Below are 23,332 nucleotides of genomic sequence, written 5' to 3' on the forward strand. Positions count from 1 at the left end.
TCGTATGACGCCTCGTGGCGTCCGCCCGGCCGGTGGCGATGCGGTCATCGGTGTCGGCCCGTTCATCCCGCCAGATCGAGCACCTCGCCCTGCCAGCGGTCCCGCAGCCAGCGGTCGTGCGAGGCGATCAGCACCGAGCCGTTCCAGTCCTCCAGCGCCTTCTCGAACCGGGTCGCGGTCACCAGCGCCAGATGGTTGGTGGGCTCATCGAGCACCAGCAGCTCCGGCGGGTCCAGCAGTACGGCGGCGAGCATGACGCGGCGCAGCTGACCACGGGAGAGCAGCTCGAGGGGGCGGGAGAGGTCCCGAGGATGGACGAGACCGAACAGCTCCGGGACGGTGCCGTCCTCGGGTGGAGGGTCGTCGGTCCCCGCGGCTGCTGCCCGCAGATGCTCACCGACGGTGCGGCCCTGGATCGCGACGTCATCCTGGCCGAGGTGTCCGATACGCAGCCCACGGGGACGATCGACGCTGCCGTCGGTGGCTTCGAGCTGCCCGGTCACGGTCTCCAGCAGGGTCGACTTCCCGCAGCCGTTGGGCCCGGTGACCAGGAGTCGCTGCCCGACCGAGAGACTGAACGAGGTGGGGGCCAGGCGCCCGGCGACCTCGACCCTGCTCGCCGTGAGCAGCACCGCGCCCCCTCCCCCGGCGCTGCCGCGCCGCGGGGCCGACGGGAGGTGGGTGAAGTGCAGCTCCGCAGGCGGTTTGCGCACCTGGTCGTCCTCGAGCTGGGCGAGACGGGCCCGTGCCTCTCGCAGCCGCCGGGAGACGACTGCCGCATTGCGGTCCGCGTAGAACTTCTTGGCCATCCCGCCTTCGGTGCGCGGCGCCGCGCCGGGATGCCCGACCACCTCGGAGTCCTTCACCGCCCGTCGCAGCGCCTTCAGCTCCTCCTGCTCGGTGCGGAAGCGGTGCTCCCACCGGTCCCGGGTCTCGAAGCGGGCCAGCAGGTAATCGCTGAATCCTCCGGTGTACACGGTGAGCCCACCGGGATCGGTGCGGACCGGGGACTCGACCGGATCGAGATCAAGCTGACCAGTGGTCGCATCGTCGAGGAAGGCGCGGTCGTGGCTGGCCAGGAGGACCGGGCCCGGATGGGCGGCGATCGCCGCGGCGAGGAACGCCGCCCCGGCGTCGTCGAGATGATTGGTCGGCTCATCGAGCAGCCAGGTGGTGGGGCGGGCGATCAGCAGGTGGGCGAGAGCGAGCCGCTCCCGCTGGCCGCCGCTGATCTCCCCCAGGGGCGTGCCCTGGTCCACGCCCGCAAGGCTCAGCCCCGCCACCACGCTCTCGGCACGCTGATCGGCGTTCCAGACGTCGGCGAGGGTCGCCTCGGCGAGCACCTCGTCGTAGCGGCGCATCGCGTGCGGGGCAGGTTCCCCGTCTCCGGCGGCGAGCGCCTCCCCTGCCTCGACGAGCTCGGTCTCGAGGTGTCGCGAGCGGGCGAGGGCATCGCCGATCACGTCGGCCAAGGTCGCTCCGGCCCCGAAGGGCAGCTCCTGATGGAGGATTCCCACCGGGCCGGGGGCCGAGCTCGTGCCGCCGTCGGGCGAGAGATCGCCCGCGAGAAGGCGCAGCAAGGTGGATTTGCCGCTGCCGTTCTCCCCGAGCAGGCCGGTGGGGCGGCCGGCGGGCACCACCAGGCTCACGTCCGTCAGGACCCTGCGGTCAGGGAAGGAGAAGGAGATCCCGTCGGCCCGCAGGTGCAGGGCGGAATCACCGGACCCGGTCGGGAGAGCCGGGGCGGGGGCCGGTGAGGCCGGGGTGGGAGGACGTACAGACATGGATCAGCTCCAGATCGCGAAGAAGCGGCGAGGGACGGGGGCTGATCAAAGGCGCATGCGGCGACTGTAGGAGTCACAGCGCGGGTTCGTCGAGGGATTTTTCGGGGCGGCGCCCCGGGGCGTCAGGCCTGCGCGGTCAGCGCCGCGACGGCGGAGCGGATTCCGGCCGGATCGCCGACGCGCTGCGGATCGCGGGGGAACTCGGCGAGCGTCGCAACGGCCGCCTCGACATCGGCACCGGCCAGCAGGGCGACCAGGGCGACTCGCATGCTGCCGCCGGCGGCGTCGAGCACCTCGGCGGCGTGCTCCGCGCTCGCGCCGCTGGCCTGCACGAGTATCCGGACGGTGCGGCCGACGAGCTTCGCATTGGTGGGCCGCACATCGATCATGAGGTTCCCGAACGTGGTCCCCAGGCGCACCATCGTGGCCGTGGACAGTGCATTCAGGGTCAGCTTCTGGGCGGTGCCGGCCTTCATCCGGGTCGAGCCGGTGACCACCTCGGGGCCCACGTCCAGCAGGATCGGGATGTCCGCATCTCCCGCGAGCTCCGCCAGGGGGTTCGCCGAGATCAGTGCAGTGGGCAGGCCCGCTGCACGAGCCACCTGCAGGGCGCCGCGCACGAAGGGCGTACGGCCGCTCGCGGCCAGCCCGATCACCACGTCGCCGGCGACGCAGACGTCCTGGACCAGCGCGCCGCCGGCGGCGGCATCATCCTCCGCCCCTTCGACCGCGGTGAGGAAGGCTCCTGGCCCTCCGGCGAGGTGCGCAGAGACCATGGACTCGTCGGCATTGAAGGTGGGGGCCAGCTCGACGGCGTCCAGCACGGCGAGTCGCCCCGAGGTCCCGGCGCCGACGTAGTGCACCGTGTTCCCCCCGGCGATCGCGCTCACGCAGACCTCGACCAGCTCGGCGATCGGGCCTGCCTGCTCCTGCACCGCAGCGGCGACCTTCGCATCCTCGGACAGGATCACGTCGACCATGCCTCTGGCATCGAGAGCATCGAGCTCGGCGCTGGCGGGATTGCGTTCCTCGGTGGGCGAGGCCAGTGTCACGAGCGTGGTCGCCTCGTCGCGGTGGGGATCGGTCACGGTATCTCCTGGGGTCGGTGCCTAGGGGCGGGAACGGCCGTCGGAATCACCGGTGATCACCGACTTCGAGCCACATCCACCCCGACCAGGGTAACGAGGTCGGCGCGAGGGAACCGCCCTCCCGCGCCGCGAGCAGGCCCGGATCGTGGCCCCTGTCGCGGTCCGATCGTGGTCACCGCGATCGTCCGATGGCCCGAGGGATCACCGTCATCTCCCCTCGCCCTACGATGGGGACCCGCTCCAGGGGGAATCGAACGAGGGAGATCTGTCATGGACGCCGACGCCACCGCGCCGTCGTACGTCGTGATCGCCGGCGATATCGGCGGCACCAGCTCGAGGCTCGCCCTCGCCTCCGTCGGCGGCTCCGTCCTCGCCGAGGCCGAGGGTCCCGGCGCGAACCTGCGCTCCTCGGGCGCCGCGGCCCTCGACAACCTGGCCGAGACCGTGCGCGAGGTCCTCGCACGCGGTCGTCGCGAGGTGGGTGACGGTCTCGAGGTCGCCGCGATCGCGCTGGGCATCTCGGGCGCCGGGCCGGCGCGGGCCGCCGAGGTGGGGCGCGCTGTCGGCGAACGCCTCGCGGGCCTGGGCATCGCCCCGGAGCGGATCCTCGTCACCGACGATCTGCACACTGCCTTCCTCGCCGGCGGCGTCGGGGACGACGGGCTGCTCGTGCTGGCCGGGACCGGCGCGGTCGCGGTCCGCTTCCGTGACCGAGAGGCGATCGCCCGCCGGGACGGGATGGGCTGGCTCCTCGGCGACATCGGCTCCGCCGTCTGGCTGGGACGGCGCACCCTGGAGGTGGTGGCGGCCGATCTCGACGGCCGCGGCCGTCGCACTGCGCTGACCGATCAGGTCGGCGACATGCTCGATCTCGATCTGCGCGACGGGCTGCTGCCTCCCTCCCCCACCGGCGATCCCCGCCAGGACCTGATCCGCGCCGTGGACGAGTGCCTGCCGGCCGGGTCCCCGGCCGCGCTGGGACGCTTCGCCCGGTTGCCGGGAACCGTCCCCGAGGACCCCGCAGCCCGGGAGATCCTCGACACCGCCGTGCGCCATGTGCGGGACACGGTGCACGCCCTGGACCCGGAGGCCGGGCTGCCGGTGGTCCTGGCCGGATCCGTGCTCGCCACCGCAGGACCGATCCATGACGAGGTGGTCGTCGGGCTGCGCGCCGAGGGGCGCACCTTCTGCACTGCCGCCACCGGCCTGCCGGGAGCGCTGCTCCTCGCGCGGGAGAAGGCGGGAACCGTCCTGGCCCGACCGGTGGAAGACTAGGATGGCCAGCGTCTGCCCGCCGCTGAGCCGGGTGTCCGGGGGTTGATCCCGGGCACCGCGCGCCGCCCGACTCGGAAGGCTCTATTCGATGCCTGACCTCCACGACCAGATCCCCACGCGCGAGAAGGTGCTGATCATCGGCGCCGGTCCCGCCGGCCTCGCGGCCGCTGCGGCCCTCCAGGCGCTGGAGGTCCCCTTCGACCTGGTCGACCGCGCCAAGCACGTCGGTGGTATCTGGAACCAGGAGCGATCGGACACGCCGATCTGGCCCGCGATGGAGATGATCTCCTCCCGCGAGTTCACGCAGTTCGAGGACATGGTGCAGCCGGTGTCCTTCCCGGAGTTCCTGACCCCGGGCCACATGGCGAAGTACCTGCGTGCGTACGCGGCGCGGCACGAGCTGACCGAGCATTTCCGTCCCGGCGTCGAGGTCCGCTACGCGCGCCCCTTCGAGGACAACGTCTGGCAGGTCGAGCTGTCCACCGGCGAGGTGGCGATCTACCGCGCCGTGGTCTCCGCGCACGGCATCTCCGGGCGCCCGCACCGCCCCGACTGGGCCGCCGACGTCCCGACATCCGTGCAGGTCATCCATTCCTCGGAGTGGACCGGCCCAGACGGCCTCGAGGGCAAGCGGGTCCTCGTCGTCGGGTCGGGACAATCCGCCGCGGACATCTCGGTCGACGCCGCCCGACGTGCGCTCGAGGTGCGCTGGTCGATGCGCAGCGGCCACTGGGTCGTACCGCGCCGCATCGGCGGGGTCCCCGGGGACGTCGCCGCCTCCCGCGAGCCCGCCGTGCTGGGGGGCCTGAACGAGAAGATCGCCGAGGCGGTCGTCTCCCGCAGCGTGGGCAACCCCGTCGATGCCGGACTGCCCCGCCCGGCGGCGTCGCTGCTCGAGGATTCCGTGATCATCTCCGATGACGTCCTGGACCGCGTCCGCGAAGGTCGCATCACTCCCGCCGGTGAGGTCACCGGGGTCGATGCGGACGGCACCATCACGCACGACGGACCTGCCCAGCATGCCGGTCACCTCAGCTTTGCGCCCGACCTGATCATCCTCGCGACCGGCTACGAATCCGGTGCGGGCCACCTGCCCGAGGACGTCGTGCCGCGCACCGCGAGCGGCGACCTCGACCTGTTCCTCGGGGCCTTCCCCCGCGGCCGGGACGACCTCGTGGTCCTGGGGCAGCAGCGGGTGGCCGGCGGTGCGCTGCCGGTGCTCGTCGAGCAGGCCGACATCGCCGCCTACGTGCTGGCCGCGGACCGCGACGGCGCCTCCCCCGCGCTTCAGCGGTTCCAGCGCCTGCGCGCTGGCTCCGAGACCGCCGTGCCCGCTGCGGCCTCCTCCCGCGGGGACGGTCTGCTGGGACGTCTCGGCGGGGCGTTCGGAGCGCACAGGGTCACCGCCCGCAGCGCGGCTCCCAGCGCCGGCGGGTCCGGAGAGAGTCTGGTTCCCACCGCAGACCGCGACACCCTGCTGGCACGGCTGCGCTCCGTCCGCGACCTGTTCGACTGATCCTGCGCGGCCCGGTCGACAGCTGCGTCGGCCGGACCGGCAGCTGCGTCAGCGCCCACGTCGTCACGGACGTCGCGCGGCACCCTTCTCGGCACCCCGACGAGGCTTGATCCCGACGGTGATCGCTGTGATCGCCGCGATCGCTACGAGCACAGTCACCGCGAGCAGGGCCAGGCCGCCGCGCTGCTGATCTGCCAACGCGTCGGGCATCCATTCCCGGCCGGTCGCACCGAACCAGCTCGCAGCCATCAGAAGATCGGTGCTGACCAGGACGATCCCCGCTGCCAACCCCAGCAGCAGCGGCGCTGCGAGCACCACCAGGCGCCGAGCGGTGCCCTCGATGCTGCGCACGACCAGGGTCGTCAGCACCCCGCCGGCCAGCGCCAGCATCTGCAGGGCCAGATGCGCCGCGTGACCGTCCAGGGCCAGCCGCAGGAACGGCCCCGCATACGCGGCCGCCAGCAGCGCCACCGGGAGCGCGGCCACCGGCGGCGCGAGCCACCATCGGGCCCCCAGCATGCGCGTCAGGAGTGGCGGGAGCGTGACCGCGCTGCCGATCAGAACGCCGGCGCCTGCCAGCAGCGCCGCGTGCTGCAGCAGATGCGCGGAGACCAGCACCTTGCCGTACACGTTCAGAGGTCCGCTGGTCAGCAGCACCAGCACGAGCCCCCCGAGCAGCAATCGCAGGCTTGCCCCGCGGTGGCGTTCGGGCCCCCGCGGCCTCCACCACACCAGCAGCACGATGCACAGAAGCATCATGCCGAAGGGGTCGGGGCGCCAGGCGGTCAGCACCGATCCCGGATCCGGAGCAGGCGGCAACGGATACCCGGTCAGGACGCCTGCCGGGCCGGCGGGCGGAGTGCCGGCGTCGGCCGGTGGCGGGGAGGAGCTCATCGCCGCAGCGATCGCCACCGCAAGTCCCATCAGCGCGAGTTCGAGGACCGCCAGTCGCCGGTAGGTGGCGGCCGCCTGGCGGCCGGTGCCGTCCGCCGAGAACCCGGTGGCGAGCTGGCGGCGCTGGAGAACCCCGAGCGCGCCGAGCGCGAGCAGCAGCACGGCCTTGGCGATGCCGAGCTGGACGTACGCGCTGGTGAGGACGTCCGCTGGCGAGTTCATGCGCACCGCGAGCGCCCACACCCCGCTCAGCAACAGGGCGGTCCAGCAGATCAATGCCAGGTGGGAGTAGCCGCGCACCACCGCCACGTCGTCACGGGAGGTGCGCGGGAGCAGTTGCAGGACCGCCAGCCCGCCCAACCAGATCCCCACCGCCAACAGGTGCACGAGCATCGTGGACGTGGCGACCTCATGGCTCGAATCACCGGCCGCATGACCGGTCATCGCGCTGGCGAAGGCCACCAGGGAAGCGGCGGCCGCGACTGCCCGAGCGACCCCGCGGGAGGTGCCGGTGACGGCGAGCGTGGTGGCCGCCGCAGCGATGACCAGCGCGATCAGGAGCCAGACGCCCAGTTCGGTCGCCAGGTACACGCTGAGGTCGGAGCCGAAGCGGGGGGACCCGACCGGCTGACCGGTGGCGACGGCGTACGAGAAGGCGAGCGACGCTCCCCGGGCGAGGGTGGTGGTCGCGGCCGCGACGGCGACCAGGGTCAACGCCCGGCTGCGGTCCTGCTCCCGGCGCAGCAGCCACCCGGCGACGACGGCGCCTCCCAGGGTGAGCGCTGCCGCGAAGTCCGCGATCATCGCGGCGATCGGGGCACCGACGCGGGCCAAGGGCCCCGCATCACGCAGCACGAGGTTGTCGCCGCCGGCCGCGTCGGCCGCCACGGCGGCGATCAGGCAGAGCACGAGGAGCGCGCCGAGAAGACCGGCGACGACCGGGGCGGAGGGCCGTCGCAGAGCGGGGGCGGTCACGAGGCGATCACCAGGCCCACCCACAGCATGGCCATCCCGGTGCCGATCGAGAGCAGGAAATAGGCCACGGAGATGGCGACGCTGCCGCGGCGGATCAGTTCGACGACATCGAGCGCGGCGGTGGAGAGAGTGGAGAGCCCCCCGCAGAAGCCGACCGCGAGCAGCAGGAAGCCGAGCTCCCCGGCACCGGAGACCGCTGCACCGAGTCGCGCCACCACGAGGCCGAGCACGAAGCAGGCGATCGCGTTGGCGAGGAACGTGAGCCAGGGCTTCGCCCGCACATCCCCGTCACTGCTGCGCTGAGCGGCCTGGCGCATTCCGAGCTCGCGCAGTCCCCAGCGCAGCACCGAACCGGCTGCGCCTCCGATTCCGACCAGCAGCATGCCGAGCAGGAAGGTCCCCGCGCTCATGAGATGGTCTCCTCATCCTGGTCGGCCTGGCCGGGCGCGACCTCCGGCTCACGATCAGCACGCTGCTGTGCGACCCGGGTGGCGATCCGACTCCCGCCCAGCATGCCGACCACGACGGCACCGAGGCACACGATCACAGTGAGCAGGGCGTATCCGAAGGCCTCCAAGGGGAAATCCGCACCGATCATCGCGGAGCCCTCGAGCACCACGGTGGACATGGTGGTGAAGCCGCCGCACAGGCCGGTGCCGAGCAGCGGCGGCATCCAGGGCCTGCCGGGCCGCACGTCGAGCACACCCGACAGAGCGCCCAGGCCCAAGCACCCGATCGCGTTGACCCAGAAGGTGGCCCAGGGCAGTTCGACGAGCGTGGGCGTGGTCACCGTCGGGGCGATCACCGTGAGCGCGAAGCGCAGCATCGCGCCGACCGCGCCGCCGGCGGCGACCAGCAGGGCGACCCTCCACGGGGCGAGCGGGACCTGCACGGGCCCCGATCCGAAGGTGTCCGCGGCGGTGACGTCCTCGAACCGCAGCGCGGCCATCTCGACCGTCTGCATCCGCGGGTCGTCGCGGCGCGGGGTCGGCGATGGCGAGGTAGGGCTCGAGGTCACCGGATCAGGGTACCGACGACCGCAGCGGGCCGGTCACAGAGTGCCGCGCCGAGCCATCAACCCCACACTGTCCCGGCCGATCCCCACGCGCTCCGCCTGCATCGCCGATCAGCCCCATACAAGACCCAGCGCGGGGTCCTCCAGCACCGCGGAGAGGTCGCGCAGCAGGACGGAGCCCAGGGCACCGTCGATCAGGCGGTGGTCGAAGCTCAGTGCGAGCTGGGCGATCTTGCGGGTCACGATCTGCCCGTCGACCACCCAGGGCTTGTCCTTGATGGCGCCGACGCCGACGATCACGGATTCGCCCGGATTCAGGATCGGGGTGCCGGAGTCGATCCCGAACACCCCGAAGTTCGTGATGGTGATGGTGCCCTCGCGAGTATCGGACAGCGAGGTGCGGCCGGCGCGGGCGGTCTTGGCGAGATCGTCGATGCCCTCGGCGAGCTCGCGCAGCGTCATCAGGTGCGCGTCCTTGAGGTTCGGGACGATCAGCCCGCGCGGAGTGGCCGCCGCGATCCCCAGGTTCACGAAATGCTTGTAGACGATCTCCTGGTTCTGCTCGTCCCAGGAGGCATTGATCTCGGGATTGCGCCGGATCGCGACCAGCAGCGCCTTGGCGATCACCACCAGGGGGCTGACCTTGACGTCGGCCCACTCGCGTGACGCCTTCAGATCCGAGATGATCTGCACCGTCCGCGTCATGTCGATCTCGTTGAAGACCGTCACATGCGGAGCAGTGAACGCCGAGGCCACCATCGCCTCGGCGGTGCGCTTGCGGACCGAGCGGATCGGCACCCGGGTGGTGCGCTCGTCGCTGGTGACCCCGGCGAAGGGCTGATCACGGGTGGATTTCATGGCGACACCGAGCCCTTCCGGAGCCTGAGGCGACTCCTCGGGGAAGTAGTCCCCGTCCTGGGCGGACGGGGTGTCCCCCGACATGGCGCGCTGCTGCGCGGCGAGCACGTCGGCCCGCGTGACGGTGCCGTCGGGACCGGTGGCGAAGACGTCCGCCAGGGCGACGCCGAGATCCCGCGCGAGCTTGCGCACCGGCGGCTTGGCGAGGATGCGGTCGATCGGCACCTGCGGGCCGTCGTCCTGAGCACCGCGGCGCCGACGCCGACGCTGCGGGGCCGCCTTCGCGCCGTAGCCGACGAGGTTCTTGGGCTCGTCCTCGGCGGGCTCTGCCGATGCGGCAGCGTCCTCCGTCGGAGTGGCCTCGGGCTCCGGGGCGGCGTCGCCGGCCGCTGCCGTGGCGTCGACCGGGGACGCACCCTGGCCCTCGGTCGGGGCCGGGCCCCCCGCCGTGTCGACCTGGAGCAGCGCGGAGCCGACGGGCACTTCGTCACCGACGGCGACGAGGATCGCGGTGACGGTGCCGGCGACATGGCTGGGCAGCTCGACGGCGCTCTTGGCGGTCTCCACCTCGATCACGGCGTCGTTGATCGCGATGGTGTCGCCCACGGCGACCTTGATGTCGATGATCTCGGCCTCGGTCAGTCCTTCACCGGGGTCGGTGAGGGCGATCGTCACGACCGACGAGGAGGATGATGTTCCAGGCATGGGAGGGATCCTTTCACGCAGAGGGCGTGGCGGTCAGTGTGCGAGCAGGCGGTCCACGCCGTCCAGCACCCGGTCGAGGTCGGGGAGGTAGGCGTGCTCCATGCGCGCCGGCGGGTACGGGAGGTGGTACCCGCCCACCCGCATCACGGGCGCCTCCAGGTGATAGAAGCACTGCTCGGAGATGCGGGCCGCGATCTCGCCTCCGAGCCCTCCGAGCACCGGTGCCTCATGCATGATCAGCAGACGCCCGGTGCGCTGGACCGAGGCGGCGATGGTCGGAAAGTCGATCGGGGACAGCGAGCGGGCGTCGATGACCTCGAGGTCGATCCCGTCCGCGGCAGCGGCCTGCGCGCTCTCGAGCGCCAGCGGCATGCTCGGTCCCCAGGCAAGCAGCGTCGCGTCGGTCCCGGACCGCACGACCTCCGCCTGCCACGGGGAGAGCTCCGGGCGGTGATCGGGGTCCACATCGCCCTTGACCCAGTACCGCTTCTTGGGCTCGAACAGGATGACCGGGTCCTCGCACTCGATGGCCTGGCGGGTCATCCAGTAGGCGTCCTGCGCGTTCGAGGGGGCCAGGATCCGCAGGCCCGCGGTGTGGGCGAACAGCGCCTCCGGGCTCTCGGAGTGGTGCTCGATCGCCCCGATGCCGCCGCCGTGGGGAATGCGGATCACGATCGGCATGTGCACGGCACCGGCCGTACGGTTGTGCATCTTCGCGACCTGGGTGGTGATCTGGTTGAACGCCGGGAACACGAACCCGTCGAACTGGATCTCGACCACGGGTCGGTAACCGCGCACGGCGAGGCCCACGGAGGTGCCCACGATGCCGGCCTCCGCGAGCGGGGTATCCACCACGCGCTGGGAGCCGAACTCGGAGTGCAGGCCGTCGGTGACGCGGAAGACGCCGCCGAGCACCCCGATGTCCTCGCCCATCAGCAGGACCTTGTCGTCCGCACGCAGCGCGTCGCGCAGTCCGGCGGTGATCGCCTTCGCGATCGGGAGATTGGTGCTGCTCATGCCTGCTCCCCCCTCTGCTCGGCCTTGTCGTTCTCGTTCTCGTCCTCGAACTGGGCGATGTACTCCAGATACTGCTCGCGCTCGGCCTCGACGATCGGATGGGGCTCGGCGTAGGCGTGGGTGAACATGCCCACGGGGTCCGGGTCCTCCATGCCGTGGATGTGGTGGTGCAGCTCCATCGCGAGCTCGTGGGCCTCCTCGTCGCAGCGGACGATGAACGCCTCGTCGATCTCCCCGAGCTGCTCGAGGTGGCGGCGCAGGCGCAGGATCGGATCCTTCTCGCCCCACTCCTGCTCCTCGACGGCGGGACGGTAGCGGGAGGCGTCATCGCTGGTGGTGTGCGCGGCCATGCGGTAGGTGACGGCCTCGATGAACTGCGGGCCCTCCCCCGCACGGGCGGCATCGAGGGCTGCGCGCACCGCGCCGAGCACGGCGAGCACGTCATTGCCGTCCACCCGCACCGAGGGGATCCCCCAGCCGCGGGAACGCTGCGCGAGCGGCACTCGGGACTGCACCGAGGCGGGCACCGAGATCGCCCACTGGTTGTTCTGGGTGAAGAAGACGACCGGGGCCTGGAAGGAGGCGGCGAAGGTGAAGGATTCCGAGACCTCGCCCTCGCTCGAGGCGCCGTCGCCGAACAGGGCGAGCACTGCGGTGTCGGTGGCGGTCTCCCCGGTGCCGACGACTCCGTCTCGCTGCAGGCCCATCGCGTAGCCGACGGCGTGCGGCGCCTGGGAGCCGAGCACGATCATGTAGGGGTGGGTGCGCAGCTCATTGGGGTCCCAGCCCCCATGGCTGACCCCCCGGAAGGACTCCAGCAGACGCCACGGCTCGATGCCGCGGGCCCAGGCGATCCCGTGCTCGCGGTACGTGGGCACGAGATAGTCCTGCTCGCGGGACGCATGGCCGGCACCGATCTGGGCGGCCTCCTGCCCCAGCGCACTGGCCCACAGGCCCAACTGCCCCTGACGCTGCAGGCTGGTGGCCTCGAGATCCGCGGCGCGGATCATCACCATGTCCCGGTAGTAGCCGCGCAGGCGCTCGGGGGTCGCCAGATCGTCCCCGTCGCTCCCGGGGGCGGCGGCGGAGATCACCGCGTCCAGCTCGGGGTGCGGGGTCCTGGTGCCGTCGGGGGCGAGGAGCTGGATCAACGGCTCCTGCTCGGCGACGGACGGAATCGTCGTTGCGAAGACACTCACGTCGGCGAGCGTAACCTACGGTGCCGTAAGGTGGAAAGACTCCCTGGTCATCACGGATGTCGGCGGCCTTGGTCGCCTCGGCGCCGCGGGCGGGCGGGCCCGCTCAGGGACGGCGGCTCTCCATCACGGCGCGGGTGCGCTGCAGGGCCTCGGACCCGGCATCGGGCATCGCGGTGGAGATCGCGATGAGCAGGCAGTCCGCGATGGTCAGCTGCGCGATGCGGGAGGACGTCGCCCCGGCCCGGAACGAGGGTTCCCGGGAGGCGGTGAGCAGTACGTGGTGGCTGCGTCGGGCGAGCGGGCTCGCCGGGGCCCCCGTGATCGCGAGGGTGCGGGCCCCGCTGCGCACGGCGATCTCGAGGGCGTCCAGCACATCGGTGGTGCGGCCGGAGTCCGAGATCGCCACCAGGCAATCCTGCTCACCCAGTGCGGTCACTGCGGGCAGCGCGTCATGAGCACTGGTCAGCGCCTGAGCGGAGAAGCCCAGCCGCGTGAGCTTGTACTGCAGATCGGTCGCGGCGAGCCCCGAGGCTCCCATCCCGGTGAGGATGATGCGGCGCGAGGAGCTCAGCGCTGCGGCCGCCGCTTCGAGGCCCTCCAGGTCCAGCAGTCGTACGGTGTCGCGCACGGCACGGGCGTCGGCCGCCGCGATCCGGGCGACATTGGTCTCCAGCGGATCCGTGGGGTCGATGTCACCGGGGATCGCCTGCTCACCCTCATGGGCGGCGGCCCGCACCGTCTCCTCGACCAGGGCGGAGCGGAAGTCCCGATACCCGGAGAAGTCGAGCTCGCGGGAGAAGTTCACCACCGAGGACTGCGCGCAGTCGGCGGCGTCGGCGAGCTGATCGATGGTGAGCCGGCCGGCGGCGACGGGATCGGCGAGGATCACGTCGGCGATGCGTCGCAGCACGGGCTGGAGGTCATCGCGCCGGCCTCGGATCCCCTGCAGGATGGCTGACGTCATCGCTGTCCCGCCGGGTCCACCATGATCTCGAGGCGGCCGACGGGCATCCCATCCGCCGGGGCCGAGGACAGGTGCCGCGCCCCATGGGGCGGCGTGAGGGAGCCGAGCACCACCGGGGCGCGCGCCCCGGTGTGGGAGCTGCCGTCGGCCCGGGTCAGGGTGCCGGGCAGGCCGTGCGCGCCGAGGTAGCCGATCAGGGCGATCAGCAGAGCCTCCTTGCCGTCGGCCGGGATGCCGAGCTCGTCGGCATCGAGCAGCGGGACGGGCGCCAGGTGTGCGGCCAGCCGCTCGCGCAGCAGGGGATTGCGGATGCCGCCGCCGGAGGCGACCACCCGGGTGGCCTCGACCGCGGCGATCGCGCGGGAGATGGTCACAGCGGTGAGTTCGGTCAGGGTGGCCAGCAGGTCGGGCAGGGCGAGGGCGGCGTGCGCCTCCGCGCCGAGCAGTCGGCGCACGTACTGGCCGTCGAAGTGCTCGCGGCCGGTGGAGCGCGGCAGCGGGAGAGCGTAGAACGGATCCTCCAGCAGCGTCGTCAGGGCCCCAACATCAACGGTGCCGGTGCGGGCGCGGGCGCCATCGAGGTCGGCGCTCTGGCCGGTCGCGGCGTGGACGGCCGCATCGAGCAGAGCGTTGCCGGGGCCCAGATCCCCGGCGATCACCTCGCCGCTCCCCCCGCCGACCAGGCTGACGTTGGAGATCCCGCCGATGTTCAGCACCGCGGTGCGCTGGTGCGGGTCCGCCCCCAGCAGCAGCTGGTCCAGGATCGGCACCAAGGGAGCTCCCTGTCCGCCGGCGGCGACATCAGCGCTGCGCAGGTCGTGGATCACGGGAGTCCCGGTGGCCTCCACGATCCGGGCGGCGTCGCCGATCTGCAGGGTGCTCAGCACCCGCCCGTCCTGGACGTCGTGATACACGGTCTGCCCGTGGGTCGCCACCAGGTCGGCGCCGCCATGCCGATCGAGCACGCGGGCGGCGGCGCCGGCGAAGGCATCCCCGGCCGCGGCGTGAAGGCGACTCCAGGTCGCGACGTCGGCGGGGGCCGGGGGCAGGGCGGCGACCAGCGCCTCCCGGGTTCTGGCGGGCCAGGGCTCCTCCCCGACGTGGAGGAGCTGCGCGCGGACGATGCCCGGATCCTCCGGGTCACGGGTGATGTCCACCAGGGTCACGTCGATCGCGTCCAGGCTGGTCCCGGACATCATGCCCAGCACGCGCATCAGCGGTCCCCCTGCAGCATCAGGTCCACGGCCGCGCGCATCATCGTGCGCCCGGCCCCGTGGGCGAGGACCAGTCGGCGGTGGTCAGGAGCGGCGTCGGGCACACCGACGTGGACCACGATCACGTCGGGCCGACGGGTCAGCAGGTCGGCCAGCCGCTGCCCCTCCTCGCGGTCGCTGCGGGGCAGGCGGGTGATCGCCAGCAGCTGCGGGGCGCCGGTGTCCTCTCCCGCGCCGGGCTCCTGCGGGTAGCTGGGCACGTCCGCCTGCACTCCGCGATCACGCAGGGCCTGGACGAGCTGCTGGGAGCGTGCCCCGGAGGCGTGGTGGGCGCTGGCCCGCAGATCGAGGACCGTGACGGGACGCAGGTCGAGCTGGGCGTGGGTACCTCGCACGGCGCGGGCGGCGGCATCGGCACCGAGCTGTTCGGCGCGGCGCAGCACCTGCTGCAGCTCGGGAGCGGGGACGAAGCGTCGTCGGGTGCGCAGGGCGCGGCAATTCTCTCGGGTGCGCGCTGCCCGTGCGCGCAGGTCCTCGCGGCGCAGTCGGCCGGAGTCGACAGCGCTCACCAGGGCGTCATGGGCCTCGCGCAGCATCTGCTCGTCGTCACGGCGGATCGACGTGCCCAGGCACAGCAGATCCGCGCCGGATTCGACGGCCCGCACCACGGCCTCTCCGTAACCGGGATCGGCGGCCACGGCCGCCATGTCCAGCGCGTCGGTGATGAGCAGACCGCGGAAGGTGCCGCCGACGGCCTGGTCCAGCAGGGGGCGTGCCCACGGGGAGATCGAGGCCGGTCCCTCCCCGAAGACCGGGACCAGGACATGGGCGGTCATGACCGCGTCCAGCCAGGGCACGATCCGCCAGGGAGCGAGGTGGTCGCGCTCGAACTCCGCCCGATCCAGGTCGATCAGCGGGAGGGCCGTGTGCGAGTCGGTGGAGGTGGCGCCGTGGCCCGGGAAGTGCTTCGCGCAGGTGCCCAGACCGGCCTCGATGAGACCGGTGGCGAAGGCCCGGGCGTGGGCGGCCACGCGATCGGGGTCGTCGCTGTAGGCGCGGGTGCCGATGACGGGATTGGCGGGGTCGGTGGAGACGTCCACCACCGGGGCCAGATCGAGGTCCACGTCGCAGGCGGCGAGGATGTCGCCCAGGGCGTGGCCCGCGTGGCGGGTCAGCTCGATGTCGTCGACCTCCCCCAGCGCCCAGGCGGTGGGCAGGGGCGAGCCGGTCGCCGCCTCGATGCGGGTCACGTCCCCGCCCTCCTCGTCGATCGCGACGACGCAGCCCTCGGCGCGGGCGTGCACGGCGCGTGCCAGTCGCGCCGTGGTCTCCGGGTCCGGGGTGTTGTGGCCGAAGAGGATCACCGAGGCCAGGCCGGCGTCGAGCGCCTCGCCGGTCCAGGCGGGCAGCTCGGTGCCGGTGAACGGCGCCATCAGCACCCCGAGGGCGTCGGCGTCCCAGCCGGTGGGGCGCGCATCCGTCGGCGTGGTCATCATCAGCCCTTCACCGCCCCGGCCGTGAGGCCGGAGGCGAGGTTGCGCTGGACGAGCACGAAGAAGATCACCACGGGAAGGGTGATCACCGTCGAGGCCGCCATCACTGAGCCCCAGTCCGCTGAGTTCTGGGTGAAGAAGGTTCGCAGCCCGACGCCGACGGTGTACTTCGAGCTGTCCTGCATGAACGTCAGCGCGAAGATGAACTCGTTCCAGGCGGTGATGAAGGAGAACACGCTGGTGGCGACCAGACCCGGGGCGACCAGTGGCAACAGGACGGAGCGGAACATGCGCAGCCAGGTGGCACCGTCCATGTATGCGGCCTCCTCGAGCTCCTTGGGTACGGCGGCGACGAATCCCCGCAGGTTCCAGATCGCGAACGGGAGCGAGAAGCTCAGGTACACGATCACCAGACCCAGCAGTGAGTTCAACATACTCAGATTCCGCGCCTGCAGGAAGAGCGGGATCACCAGGGCCTCCAACGGGACCATCTGCACCATCAGCACCATCACCAGCACCTGGGTGCGCAGCCGGAAGCGGAACCGTGCCACCGCGACGGCGGCCAGCAGCGCCACGATCGCGGAGAGCACCACGGTGCCGACCGAGACGATCACGGAGATCCGCACGTACCGCAGGAAGCCCGCGTCGACCAGGACGTGGCGGAAGTGGTCGAGCGTGAAGCCCGAGGGCAGCAGGCTCGCACCGCGCGAGAGCGGGCTCGGGTCCACCGCGGTGGAGATCATCCAGTAGCAGGGGAACAGGCTCAGGGAGATCAGGACGACGACGCCGATCGCCCTGCCGGCCGTGCCGGCGCGGGTTCGAGGGTTCACAGCTCGTCCTCCTTCATGAGCACGCGAAGGTAGATCACGGAGATCACCAGCAGCAGAGCGGTCAGCAGCACGGCGATGGTCGAGCCCATCCCGTACTCCCCCTGGGCGAAGGACTGGGTGTACGACCACACGCCGAGGTTCATCACCTCACGGGTCGAGCCGTCCCCGCCGGGCATCAGGTAGATCTGCACGAACACCTTGAAGTCCCAGATGGTCGAGAGGATGACGCATACCGCGATGATCGGCCGCAGGGCGGGCACGGTGACGTTCCAGAACCGGCTCCAGGCGGTGGCGCCGTCCATCGCGGCCGCTTCGTACAGCTCCTTGGGCACGGTCATCAACCCGGCCAGCATCGTCACGGCGATGAAGGGGAAGCCGTGGTAGACGACGTTGATCGTGGCGATCGCGTAGAAGGTCCACCGGTTGGTGAACCAGTTGAAGCTGCCCGGCTCCATCACCCCGAGCCCGTCGAGCGTCGAGATCACCAGGCCGGACTGCGGGTCGAACAGCCACACGAAGATATAGGTGCCGGTCAGGGCCGGGACCGCCCAGGCGACCATGATCGCGGTGGTGGAGATGCTGCGCCATGCAGTACCCAGGGAGTTCAGGAACACCGCGACGACGGTGCCGACGATCATCGTCAGCACGACGCAGACGAGGGCGAAGCCGACCGTGTTGGGCAGCACGGTCTTCCAGAGGAACGGATCGGTGAGGACCTGGACGTAGTTGTCCAGGCCGATGTAGTTGCTCTCGCCCCGGAGCAGGTTGCGCAGTTCGAAATCCTGCAGCGACAGGTTCAGCACGCGCAGCATCGGCCACAGCAGCAGCACCGCCAGGACGAGCAGGGCCGGGGCGAGCAGCAGCCAGGGCATGGAGGCGCGACGCAGGCGCCGCCCGAGCGGGACGGTGCGGCGCTCCAGGGGCGCGGCACCGCCCGTCGGGGACCGGGGCGGGGAGTCGAGCTGTGTCATCCGCCGAAGATCTCGTCCATCTCCGCAGCGGCTGTATCGGCCGCCTCCTGGACGTCGGCACCGCCGAGGACGGAGGAGACCAGGGTGTTCATGGTCTTCGCACCCTCGATCTTGCCCCAGGCAGGGGTGACCGGCACGGACTTGCCGCCCTCGAGCATCTGGGTGGCGAAGACCTTGGTGAGCTCGTCACCGGCCTCGACGATCTCTTCCATGGCTTCTGTCGTGCCGGGGAAGTAGTTGGTCTCCTCGGCCCAGCGGGTGGCGAAGTCGCCGGTGGTGACCAGCTTGATGAGCTCGAAGGAGAGTTCGGGCTCCTCCGTCTCCAGGAAGCGGCACATGAGGGATCCGCCGAGGAAGGACGGCGCGACCGCGCTGTCCTTCGCCGGAATCGTGAAGGCGACGAGCTTCTCGGCCAGCTCCGGGTTGTCCTGGGCGATGGTGGCAGGGACCCAGGAGCCGGTGATGAACATCGGCACCTTCTCCTGCAGGAACTCCGCCAGGACGTCGGTCTCCACCCAGGTGTTGGCGGCGGCTGTCGAGGAGCCGTGCTTCAGGGCGAGGTCGGTGTACCAGGACAGGCCCTCGACGGCCTCGGGGGCGTTGATCGCGGCCGACCAGCTTCCACCATCGTCGGAGGCGATCTCGCCGCCGGCCCCCCAGATGAAGGGGGTTGCGGCGAAGATGCTCGCACCGGGGATCGGGAAGGGGATCCAGTCGGGGTTGTGCTCCTTCAGCGTGGTGATCATGGTCAACAGGTCGTCCCAGCTCTCTGGCTGCGTGGTGACGCCGGCCTCGTCGAGCAGGTCCTTGTTGCCCAGGATCGAGCGCACGCCGGCGTACCAGGGCATGCCGTACATGACCCCGTCCAGGGTGCCCGCCTCGACGAGGCCTTCGACCATGCCCTCGGCCAGGCCCGCCGCGTCGATGTCTTCGGTGAGGTCGTCCAGGCCGCCGGCATCGGCGAACTCCGGGACCCAGGTGGTGCCGACCTCGGCCACGTCGGGGCCGGTGCCCCCGGCCATCGCGGTCACGAATTTGTCGTGAGCGCCGTCCCAGGGCTGCACCTGGACGTCGAGAGTGGCGCCGGTCGCCTCGGTGAAGGCCGCCTTGAGCTCCTCGATGTACGTATCGGCGCTGGCGTTGGTGCCCTCCATCAGCCACATGGTGATGGTCTTGCCGCTGCCGTCGACCACCCCGCCGTCCCCGCCTCCGGAGTCCCCGCTGCACGCAGCGAGGGCGAGTGCGGCCGATCCAGCCGCACCTGCGGCGAGGACCTTGCGTCGAGCGATCATGGTGACTCCTTCGTCGATTCGTGGGCCCGGCCCGATCCTGCGCACCGCGTGTGAGAAAACTTCATTCCGGTGCACAACATGAGTGAAGTTACCACTTCTGCGGCAGCTTGCCACCCCGTGGTCCGCGCGGCGCCCGAACCGTTGCAGAACCCCCTTGTCGAACTCGGCGGACCCGGCCGGTCGAGCTCGGCCCCGGATGCATGGCGGCGGCGCCCTCGACCGGAGTCGATGCCTCACCCCCACCCACGCCGACATCCGGCGGACCAAGGTCTAGACCTCTTCCCCCTGCGTTGACCAGCAGCGCCGATGGGCCGACCGTGGAGACATGACCACCCAGCCCCCTCGCCCCGCCCCCGTTCCTGCACCCCCCTCGCACGCAGGGGCCGCGCCCGGAGCGTCCCCGTCGACCTCACAGCAGTCGGCCTCCGCACCGGCCGCATCGGCCGCCGCTCCTGCCGGAGGCCGCGGCGTCTCCTGGCGCAGTGTGATCATCTTCTGCGCCGTGGCCTACGGCCTGTTCGCGCTCTGCGCGGCCCCCTTCTGGATGCTCGAGGGAGGCATCACCCATCCGCTGTACGCGCTCGTGATCGGCGCCGGCATGTTCGCGCCGACGATCGCCTCCGTCGTGGTCGCCAAGCTCGTGGATCGCACCTCCTGGCGGGACGCGGTGGGCCTGCGGTTCCGCGGGAGGTGGAGGCGGATCCTGCTGTGGGCGCCGCTGGCGACGATCCTCATGCTCGCGATCAATCTCGCCACTGCCCTGATCATGGTGCTGCGCGGGGTGCCCGGCGACCTCACCGGAAGCGCCTGGGCCACCGAGATCTCCCGCACCATGACCGAGTCGGGAGCCGAGCTCCCCGTCGCCGCGGCGGTCGTCCTCGTCCTGGCCGTCACCGCGATCGGACTGCTGCTGTCCGTCGTGCCCGCCCTCGGCGAGGAGATCGGATGGCGCGGCTGGCTGCGGCGGGAGCTGGCACCGCTCGGACCCTGGCCCGCGATCGTGCTGGGCGGTGCGATCTGGTCGCTGTGGCACCTGCCGGTCACCCTCATCGGTCACAACTACACCGGGCAGCCCCGCTGGGCGGCCGTGGCCATGTTCATCCCCGCCTGCATCGCCCTGAACTATCTCTTCAGCGCGATCACCGAGCGAGCCGGCGGCAACCCGATCCCCGCCGCTTTCGCCCACTCGGCACTCAACTCGACCATGGGCCTCGCGATCAGCGTGGTCGCCACGAGCGACACGGCGGCGGAGCTGAACTGGTTCCTCGACACCCCGCTGGGCCTCATCGGAATCGTCCTCACCGCCGCCGTGGCGTTCCTGGTCATGCCGCGCAAGCGCCCGCAGGACGCGAGCTGACCCGCTCGCCTCACTCGGCAGCGGTCTCCTTGCGGGCCTCCTGCTCGGCGTAGAGCTCCTCGAGGTCCAGCGGCTCCTGGTCCGCGTCGAGATCCTGCACCGGCAGCGGGCAATCGCCCAGGTCATTGATGGCCAGGCGCTCACCCGCCTGGTTCATCGACTGATGGGCGATGACGCCGGGGAGGGTGTAGCGGGCGGCCTGCCAGGCGTTGACCGCGGGCTGGAGACCGTCCGCGACGGCGCGCGCGAAGTCGTCGACCAGGAAGTGGTGAGCGCCCTCGTGACCGTTGGGCATGCCCTGGAACTCCTTGGGCAGGCGCGCCTGGTGATGGGAGCGGGCGGCGCCGGCGACGAAGGCCTCGCGCAGCGTCGGCGAGACGTCCGCGAGCCGCGGGTCGTCCAGGCCCATGGTCCGATCGGTGGCGATCAGGTCGGTCACCTCGAGCACGCGCTTCTTGTCGTGCCAGTAGGTGACGTCGATGGTCTCCTCGAAGGAGGACTCCTCCCCGAAGAAGCGGAAGCGGGACTCGCGCTTGTGGCTGGGGTAGCCGACGCGGCGCAGCTCGTTGGTGCGGAAGGCGCCGCCGTTGTCCATGCCGAACAGGGCGAAGGCATTGGAGACGTCGTTGCCGAACATCGAGACGTCCTTGTCGAAGACGCCGTCCCCACGGGTGTCCGGCCGGCCCAGCGCCGAGACCGAGACCGCGTGGTTGTCCAGCACGCCGAGGATGCCGCCGATGGAGTGCGTGGGGTACAGCAGCGGCGGGTAGGAGGCGGTGGACTTCCAGGCGTCGCCGCCGGAGTACTTGTAGGCGTCGTAGAAGCCCAGGTCCATGTCGTGGACGTAGTCGCCCTCGGCATAGAACACCTCGCCGAAGGCGCCGGAGCGGTGGATGCGGCGGGCCAGCACCACAGCAGCGTTGTACTGGCTGGTCTCGCCCATCATGTAGACCAGGCCCGTGCGCTGCACCTCTTCGGTGATCTGGCGGATCTCCTCTTCGTGGATCGCCATCGGCACCGCGGAGTAGACGTGCTTGCCGGCGCGCAGGGCGGCCAGGGCGTGCTCGCCGTGGGTCCAGCGCTGGGTGAAGATCGCGACGGCGTCGACGTCGGAGGCGAGCAGTTCCTCGAAGGTGTCGAAGCGACCGGCGAAGCGCACGCCGCGGGCCTCCACCGCGTCGATCCGTTCGGGGACGGAGTCGACGGCGTAGAGCGCGTCGATCTCGGGGTGAGCGGCGAACAGCTCCGCGAAGTGCGATCCGAACTGCCCGATCCCGACGATGCCCAGCGTGAACGACATAGTTCCTCCTTGAAATAAAGTATCGGGGGGAACGCTACGTCACGGTGAACGACGGCGGCAACCCGTCTCAGGGACTTCTGGGACGCCGCGCCGCGGCCGCGTCAGGAGCCCGGTGCAGGTGCCCCGGAATCTGCGGACGCCCGGCCGATCACAGGCGGCGCCAGCGACCGTTGCGCCAGACATCGCGCCACGGAGGCACGACCTGTCCGACCGTGGCCATCCGGCGTCGCAGCCTGCGCCGGGTGACGAGCATGCCGACCACGCCGATCGCCAGCATGGGGATCTGCACGGCGAACGCGAGGCGGAAGGAAGCGAGATCGTAGTTCCCGTCGGGCCGCATCAGGTCCAGCACCATGCCGATCAGCAGGATCGAGATCAGGCCGCCGAGGAAACCGCCCATGAGGACCACGCCGGTCGCGGTGCCCAGCCGGTGCCGCGCGAGATTCGTGCGGGGGAAATCGAAGCCGATGGTGCTCGCGGGACCCCCGATGGAGAAGCCGGAGACCAGCACGATGAGCAGCCATATCGGAGCGGGCCCGGGCCACAGCACCAGGGCCACCAGCGGCACCACGATCGTGGCCAGGATCAGCAGCACGAGGGTCGAGCGGCGCAGCGGGTGCCGCTGGGTCAGGGCGCCGATCACCGGACCGCCGACGATGGAGACCACCACCAGCACTGTCATGATCGCCGAGGCTGCCGGGCGGCTGAGCCCCTCCCCGGCGGTGAGATACGGGTAGCCCCACATCATCGAGAAGGCGATACCGGTGAACCCGGCCGTGTAGTGCGTGAAGAAGCCCAGCTGCGTGGCGGGGTGCTTCACGATCCGACCGAGCACCAGCGGGATCTTCGCGAGATTCTGCGTGGTGCGGGGCCGGGCGACCCCGGGCGGCGTCGCCCGCACGAGGAGCACCACGAGCAGAGCCGCGCAGGCGCTGAGGCTCGCGGCCGCCGAGAAGGCGGTGCCCCAGCCGGCGGTGGACAGGATGGCCACGAAGGGAACGGCCGAGGCGATCTGGCCGACCTGGCCGAGGATGCCGGTGAGCTGGGTGAGCACCGGGACCCGCTTGCTCGGGAACCACGCCGGGACCAGGCGGATGGCGCTGGAGAAGGTGAGTGCGTCGCCCGCGCCGACGATGATGCGGGCGAGCATCGCGACCGCGATGGTGTCCGTCTGGGCGAGCAGCAATTGGCCCAGGGCCATGAGGATCGCGCCGATCGTCAGCGTCACGCGGGATCCGTAGCGGTCCAGGAGCAGGCCGGCGGGCACCTGGGCGAGGGCGTAGACGAGCAGTTGGAGCACCACGAAGGTGGAGACGATGGTGGCCGACGCGCCGAAGCGATCGGCAGCCTCGAGGCCGGCGACGCCCATCGTGGTGCGCTGCATGACGGCGACGGAGTACGCCAGCACTGCGGCGATCCAGACGATGTGGGCGGGCGCTCCCCCGAGACCCCTGGTGTCGACGGCGCGGGCGCCCATGATCATCCTGCTTCCCAGCTCGAGCCGTGTTCTTCCGCCTGCACGAGGCTACCCGCGCGGAACGCCGCGGCCGCCATGATGTCCGTCGCTTGTCACCGTCGCCGCCGC

At 71.3% G+C, this 23,332-nt stretch carries 19 protein-coding genes; 3 read left to right on the top strand and 16 right to left on the bottom strand.

Features of this window, described 5'->3' with window-relative positions:
- Window positions 1-62: 62 nt before the first annotated feature.
- Window positions 63-1,784, bottom strand: coding sequence for an ABC-F family ATP-binding cassette domain-containing protein (locus INT51_RS16960; protein WP_193106514.1), 1,722 nt, complete (start codon window positions 1,782-1,784; stop codon window positions 63-65).
- A 122-nt stretch (window positions 1,785-1,906) separates the two neighbouring features.
- Window positions 1,907-2,872 (bottom strand): N-acetylmuramic acid 6-phosphate etherase, encoded by a 966-nt coding sequence (locus tag INT51_RS16965; protein ID WP_193106515.1) that lies wholly within the window; start codon window positions 2,870-2,872, stop codon window positions 1,907-1,909.
- Between the two features lie 270 nt (window positions 2,873-3,142).
- Between INT51_RS16965 and INT51_RS16970 the strand changes: the two genes are divergently transcribed.
- Window positions 3,143-4,147 carry an N-acetylglucosamine kinase gene (locus INT51_RS16970; RefSeq protein WP_193106516.1) on the top strand — a complete coding sequence of 335 codons (1,005 nt, stop codon included), beginning with the start codon at window positions 3,143-3,145 and terminating at the stop codon, window positions 4,145-4,147.
- 88 nt (window positions 4,148-4,235) lie between these two features.
- A complete protein-coding gene (locus INT51_RS16975) occupies window positions 4,236-5,663 on the top strand; it encodes an NAD(P)/FAD-dependent oxidoreductase (RefSeq protein WP_193106517.1) in 1,428 nt (475 codons plus the stop codon).
- Window positions 5,664-5,726: 63 nt separating this feature from the next.
- On the opposite strand, the gene INT51_RS16980 is transcribed toward INT51_RS16975, so the two are convergent.
- From INT51_RS16980 to INT51_RS17035, 12 genes are all read right to left on the bottom strand, one after another.
- Window positions 5,727-7,532, bottom strand: a complete 1,806-nt coding sequence (locus INT51_RS16980; RefSeq protein WP_193106518.1) for a cytochrome c oxidase assembly protein — start codon at window positions 7,530-7,532, stop codon at window positions 5,727-5,729.
- Entirely contained in the window at window positions 7,529-7,942 is a 414-nt protein-coding gene (locus INT51_RS16985) for a CrcB family protein (RefSeq protein WP_193106519.1), read from the bottom strand. Before INT51_RS16985 ends, INT51_RS16980 begins: the two co-directional genes overlap by 4 nt.
- Window positions 7,939-8,550 carry a CrcB family protein gene (locus tag INT51_RS16990; protein ID WP_304502229.1) on the bottom strand — a complete coding sequence of 204 codons (612 nt, stop codon included), beginning with the start codon at window positions 8,548-8,550 and terminating at the stop codon, window positions 7,939-7,941. The genes INT51_RS16985 and INT51_RS16990 overlap by 4 nt, the downstream gene beginning before the upstream one ends.
- 108 nt (window positions 8,551-8,658) lie before the next feature.
- Entirely contained in the window at window positions 8,659-10,110 is a 1,452-nt protein-coding gene (locus tag INT51_RS16995) for a dihydrolipoamide acetyltransferase family protein (protein WP_193106520.1), read from the bottom strand.
- Window positions 10,111-10,143: 33 nt separating this feature from the next.
- Window positions 10,144-11,127: an alpha-ketoacid dehydrogenase subunit beta gene (locus INT51_RS17000; protein ID WP_193106521.1), complete on the bottom strand. Its 984-nt coding sequence runs from the start codon at window positions 11,125-11,127 to the stop codon at window positions 10,144-10,146.
- Window positions 11,124-12,326, bottom strand: a complete 1,203-nt coding sequence (locus INT51_RS17005; protein WP_193106522.1) for a thiamine pyrophosphate-dependent dehydrogenase E1 component subunit alpha — start codon at window positions 12,324-12,326, stop codon at window positions 11,124-11,126. Before INT51_RS17005 ends, INT51_RS17000 begins: the two co-directional genes overlap by 4 nt.
- 103 nt (window positions 12,327-12,429) lie before the next feature.
- Window positions 12,430-13,290 carry a MurR/RpiR family transcriptional regulator gene (locus INT51_RS17010; RefSeq protein WP_193106523.1) on the bottom strand — a complete coding sequence of 287 codons (861 nt, stop codon included), beginning with the start codon at window positions 13,288-13,290 and terminating at the stop codon, window positions 12,430-12,432.
- Complete coding sequence (locus tag INT51_RS17015) at window positions 13,287-14,504, bottom strand: anhydro-N-acetylmuramic acid kinase (protein ID WP_193106524.1); 1,218 nt, start codon at window positions 14,502-14,504, stop codon at window positions 13,287-13,289. Before INT51_RS17015 ends, INT51_RS17010 begins: the two co-directional genes overlap by 4 nt.
- Window positions 14,504-15,997: a glycoside hydrolase family 3 N-terminal domain-containing protein gene (locus INT51_RS17020; RefSeq protein WP_226985848.1), complete on the bottom strand. Its 1,494-nt coding sequence runs from the start codon at window positions 15,995-15,997 to the stop codon at window positions 14,504-14,506. The genes INT51_RS17015 and INT51_RS17020 overlap by 1 nt, the downstream gene beginning before the upstream one ends.
- Window positions 15,998-15,999: 2 nt before the next feature.
- On the bottom strand, window positions 16,000-16,827 hold the full coding sequence (locus INT51_RS17025; RefSeq protein WP_193106526.1) for a carbohydrate ABC transporter permease: 828 nt from the start codon (window positions 16,825-16,827) through the stop codon (window positions 16,000-16,002).
- A complete protein-coding gene (locus tag INT51_RS17030; protein ID WP_193106527.1) occupies window positions 16,824-17,798 on the bottom strand; it encodes a carbohydrate ABC transporter permease in 975 nt (324 codons plus the stop codon). Before INT51_RS17030 ends, INT51_RS17025 begins: the two co-directional genes overlap by 4 nt.
- The gene (locus INT51_RS17035; protein ID WP_193106528.1) at window positions 17,795-19,090 is read right to left on the bottom strand and encodes a sugar ABC transporter substrate-binding protein; all 1,296 of its coding nucleotides are present in this window, start codon (window positions 19,088-19,090) and stop codon (window positions 17,795-17,797) included. Before INT51_RS17035 ends, INT51_RS17030 begins: the two co-directional genes overlap by 4 nt.
- Window positions 19,091-19,415: 325 nt before the next feature.
- Here INT51_RS17035 and INT51_RS17040 point away from each other — a divergent pair, with 325 nt between their 5' ends.
- Window positions 19,416-20,447 (top strand): CPBP family intramembrane glutamic endopeptidase, encoded by a 1,032-nt coding sequence (locus INT51_RS17040; protein ID WP_193106529.1) that lies wholly within the window; start codon window positions 19,416-19,418, stop codon window positions 20,445-20,447.
- 10 nt (window positions 20,448-20,457) lie between these two features.
- Here INT51_RS17040 and INT51_RS17045 read toward each other — a convergent pair whose 3' ends face one another.
- Entirely contained in the window at window positions 20,458-21,747 is a 1,290-nt protein-coding gene (locus tag INT51_RS17045) for a Gfo/Idh/MocA family protein (RefSeq protein WP_193106530.1), read from the bottom strand.
- Between the two features lie 148 nt (window positions 21,748-21,895).
- Window positions 21,896-23,224: a nitrate/nitrite transporter gene (locus tag INT51_RS17050; RefSeq protein ID WP_193106531.1), complete on the bottom strand. Its 1,329-nt coding sequence runs from the start codon at window positions 23,222-23,224 to the stop codon at window positions 21,896-21,898.
- Window positions 23,225-23,332 lie beyond the last annotated feature (108 nt).

This window comes from Brachybacterium sp. FME24 (genome assembly GCF_014897705.1).
Taxonomy (GTDB): Bacteria; Actinomycetota; Actinomycetes; order Actinomycetales; family Dermabacteraceae; genus Brachybacterium.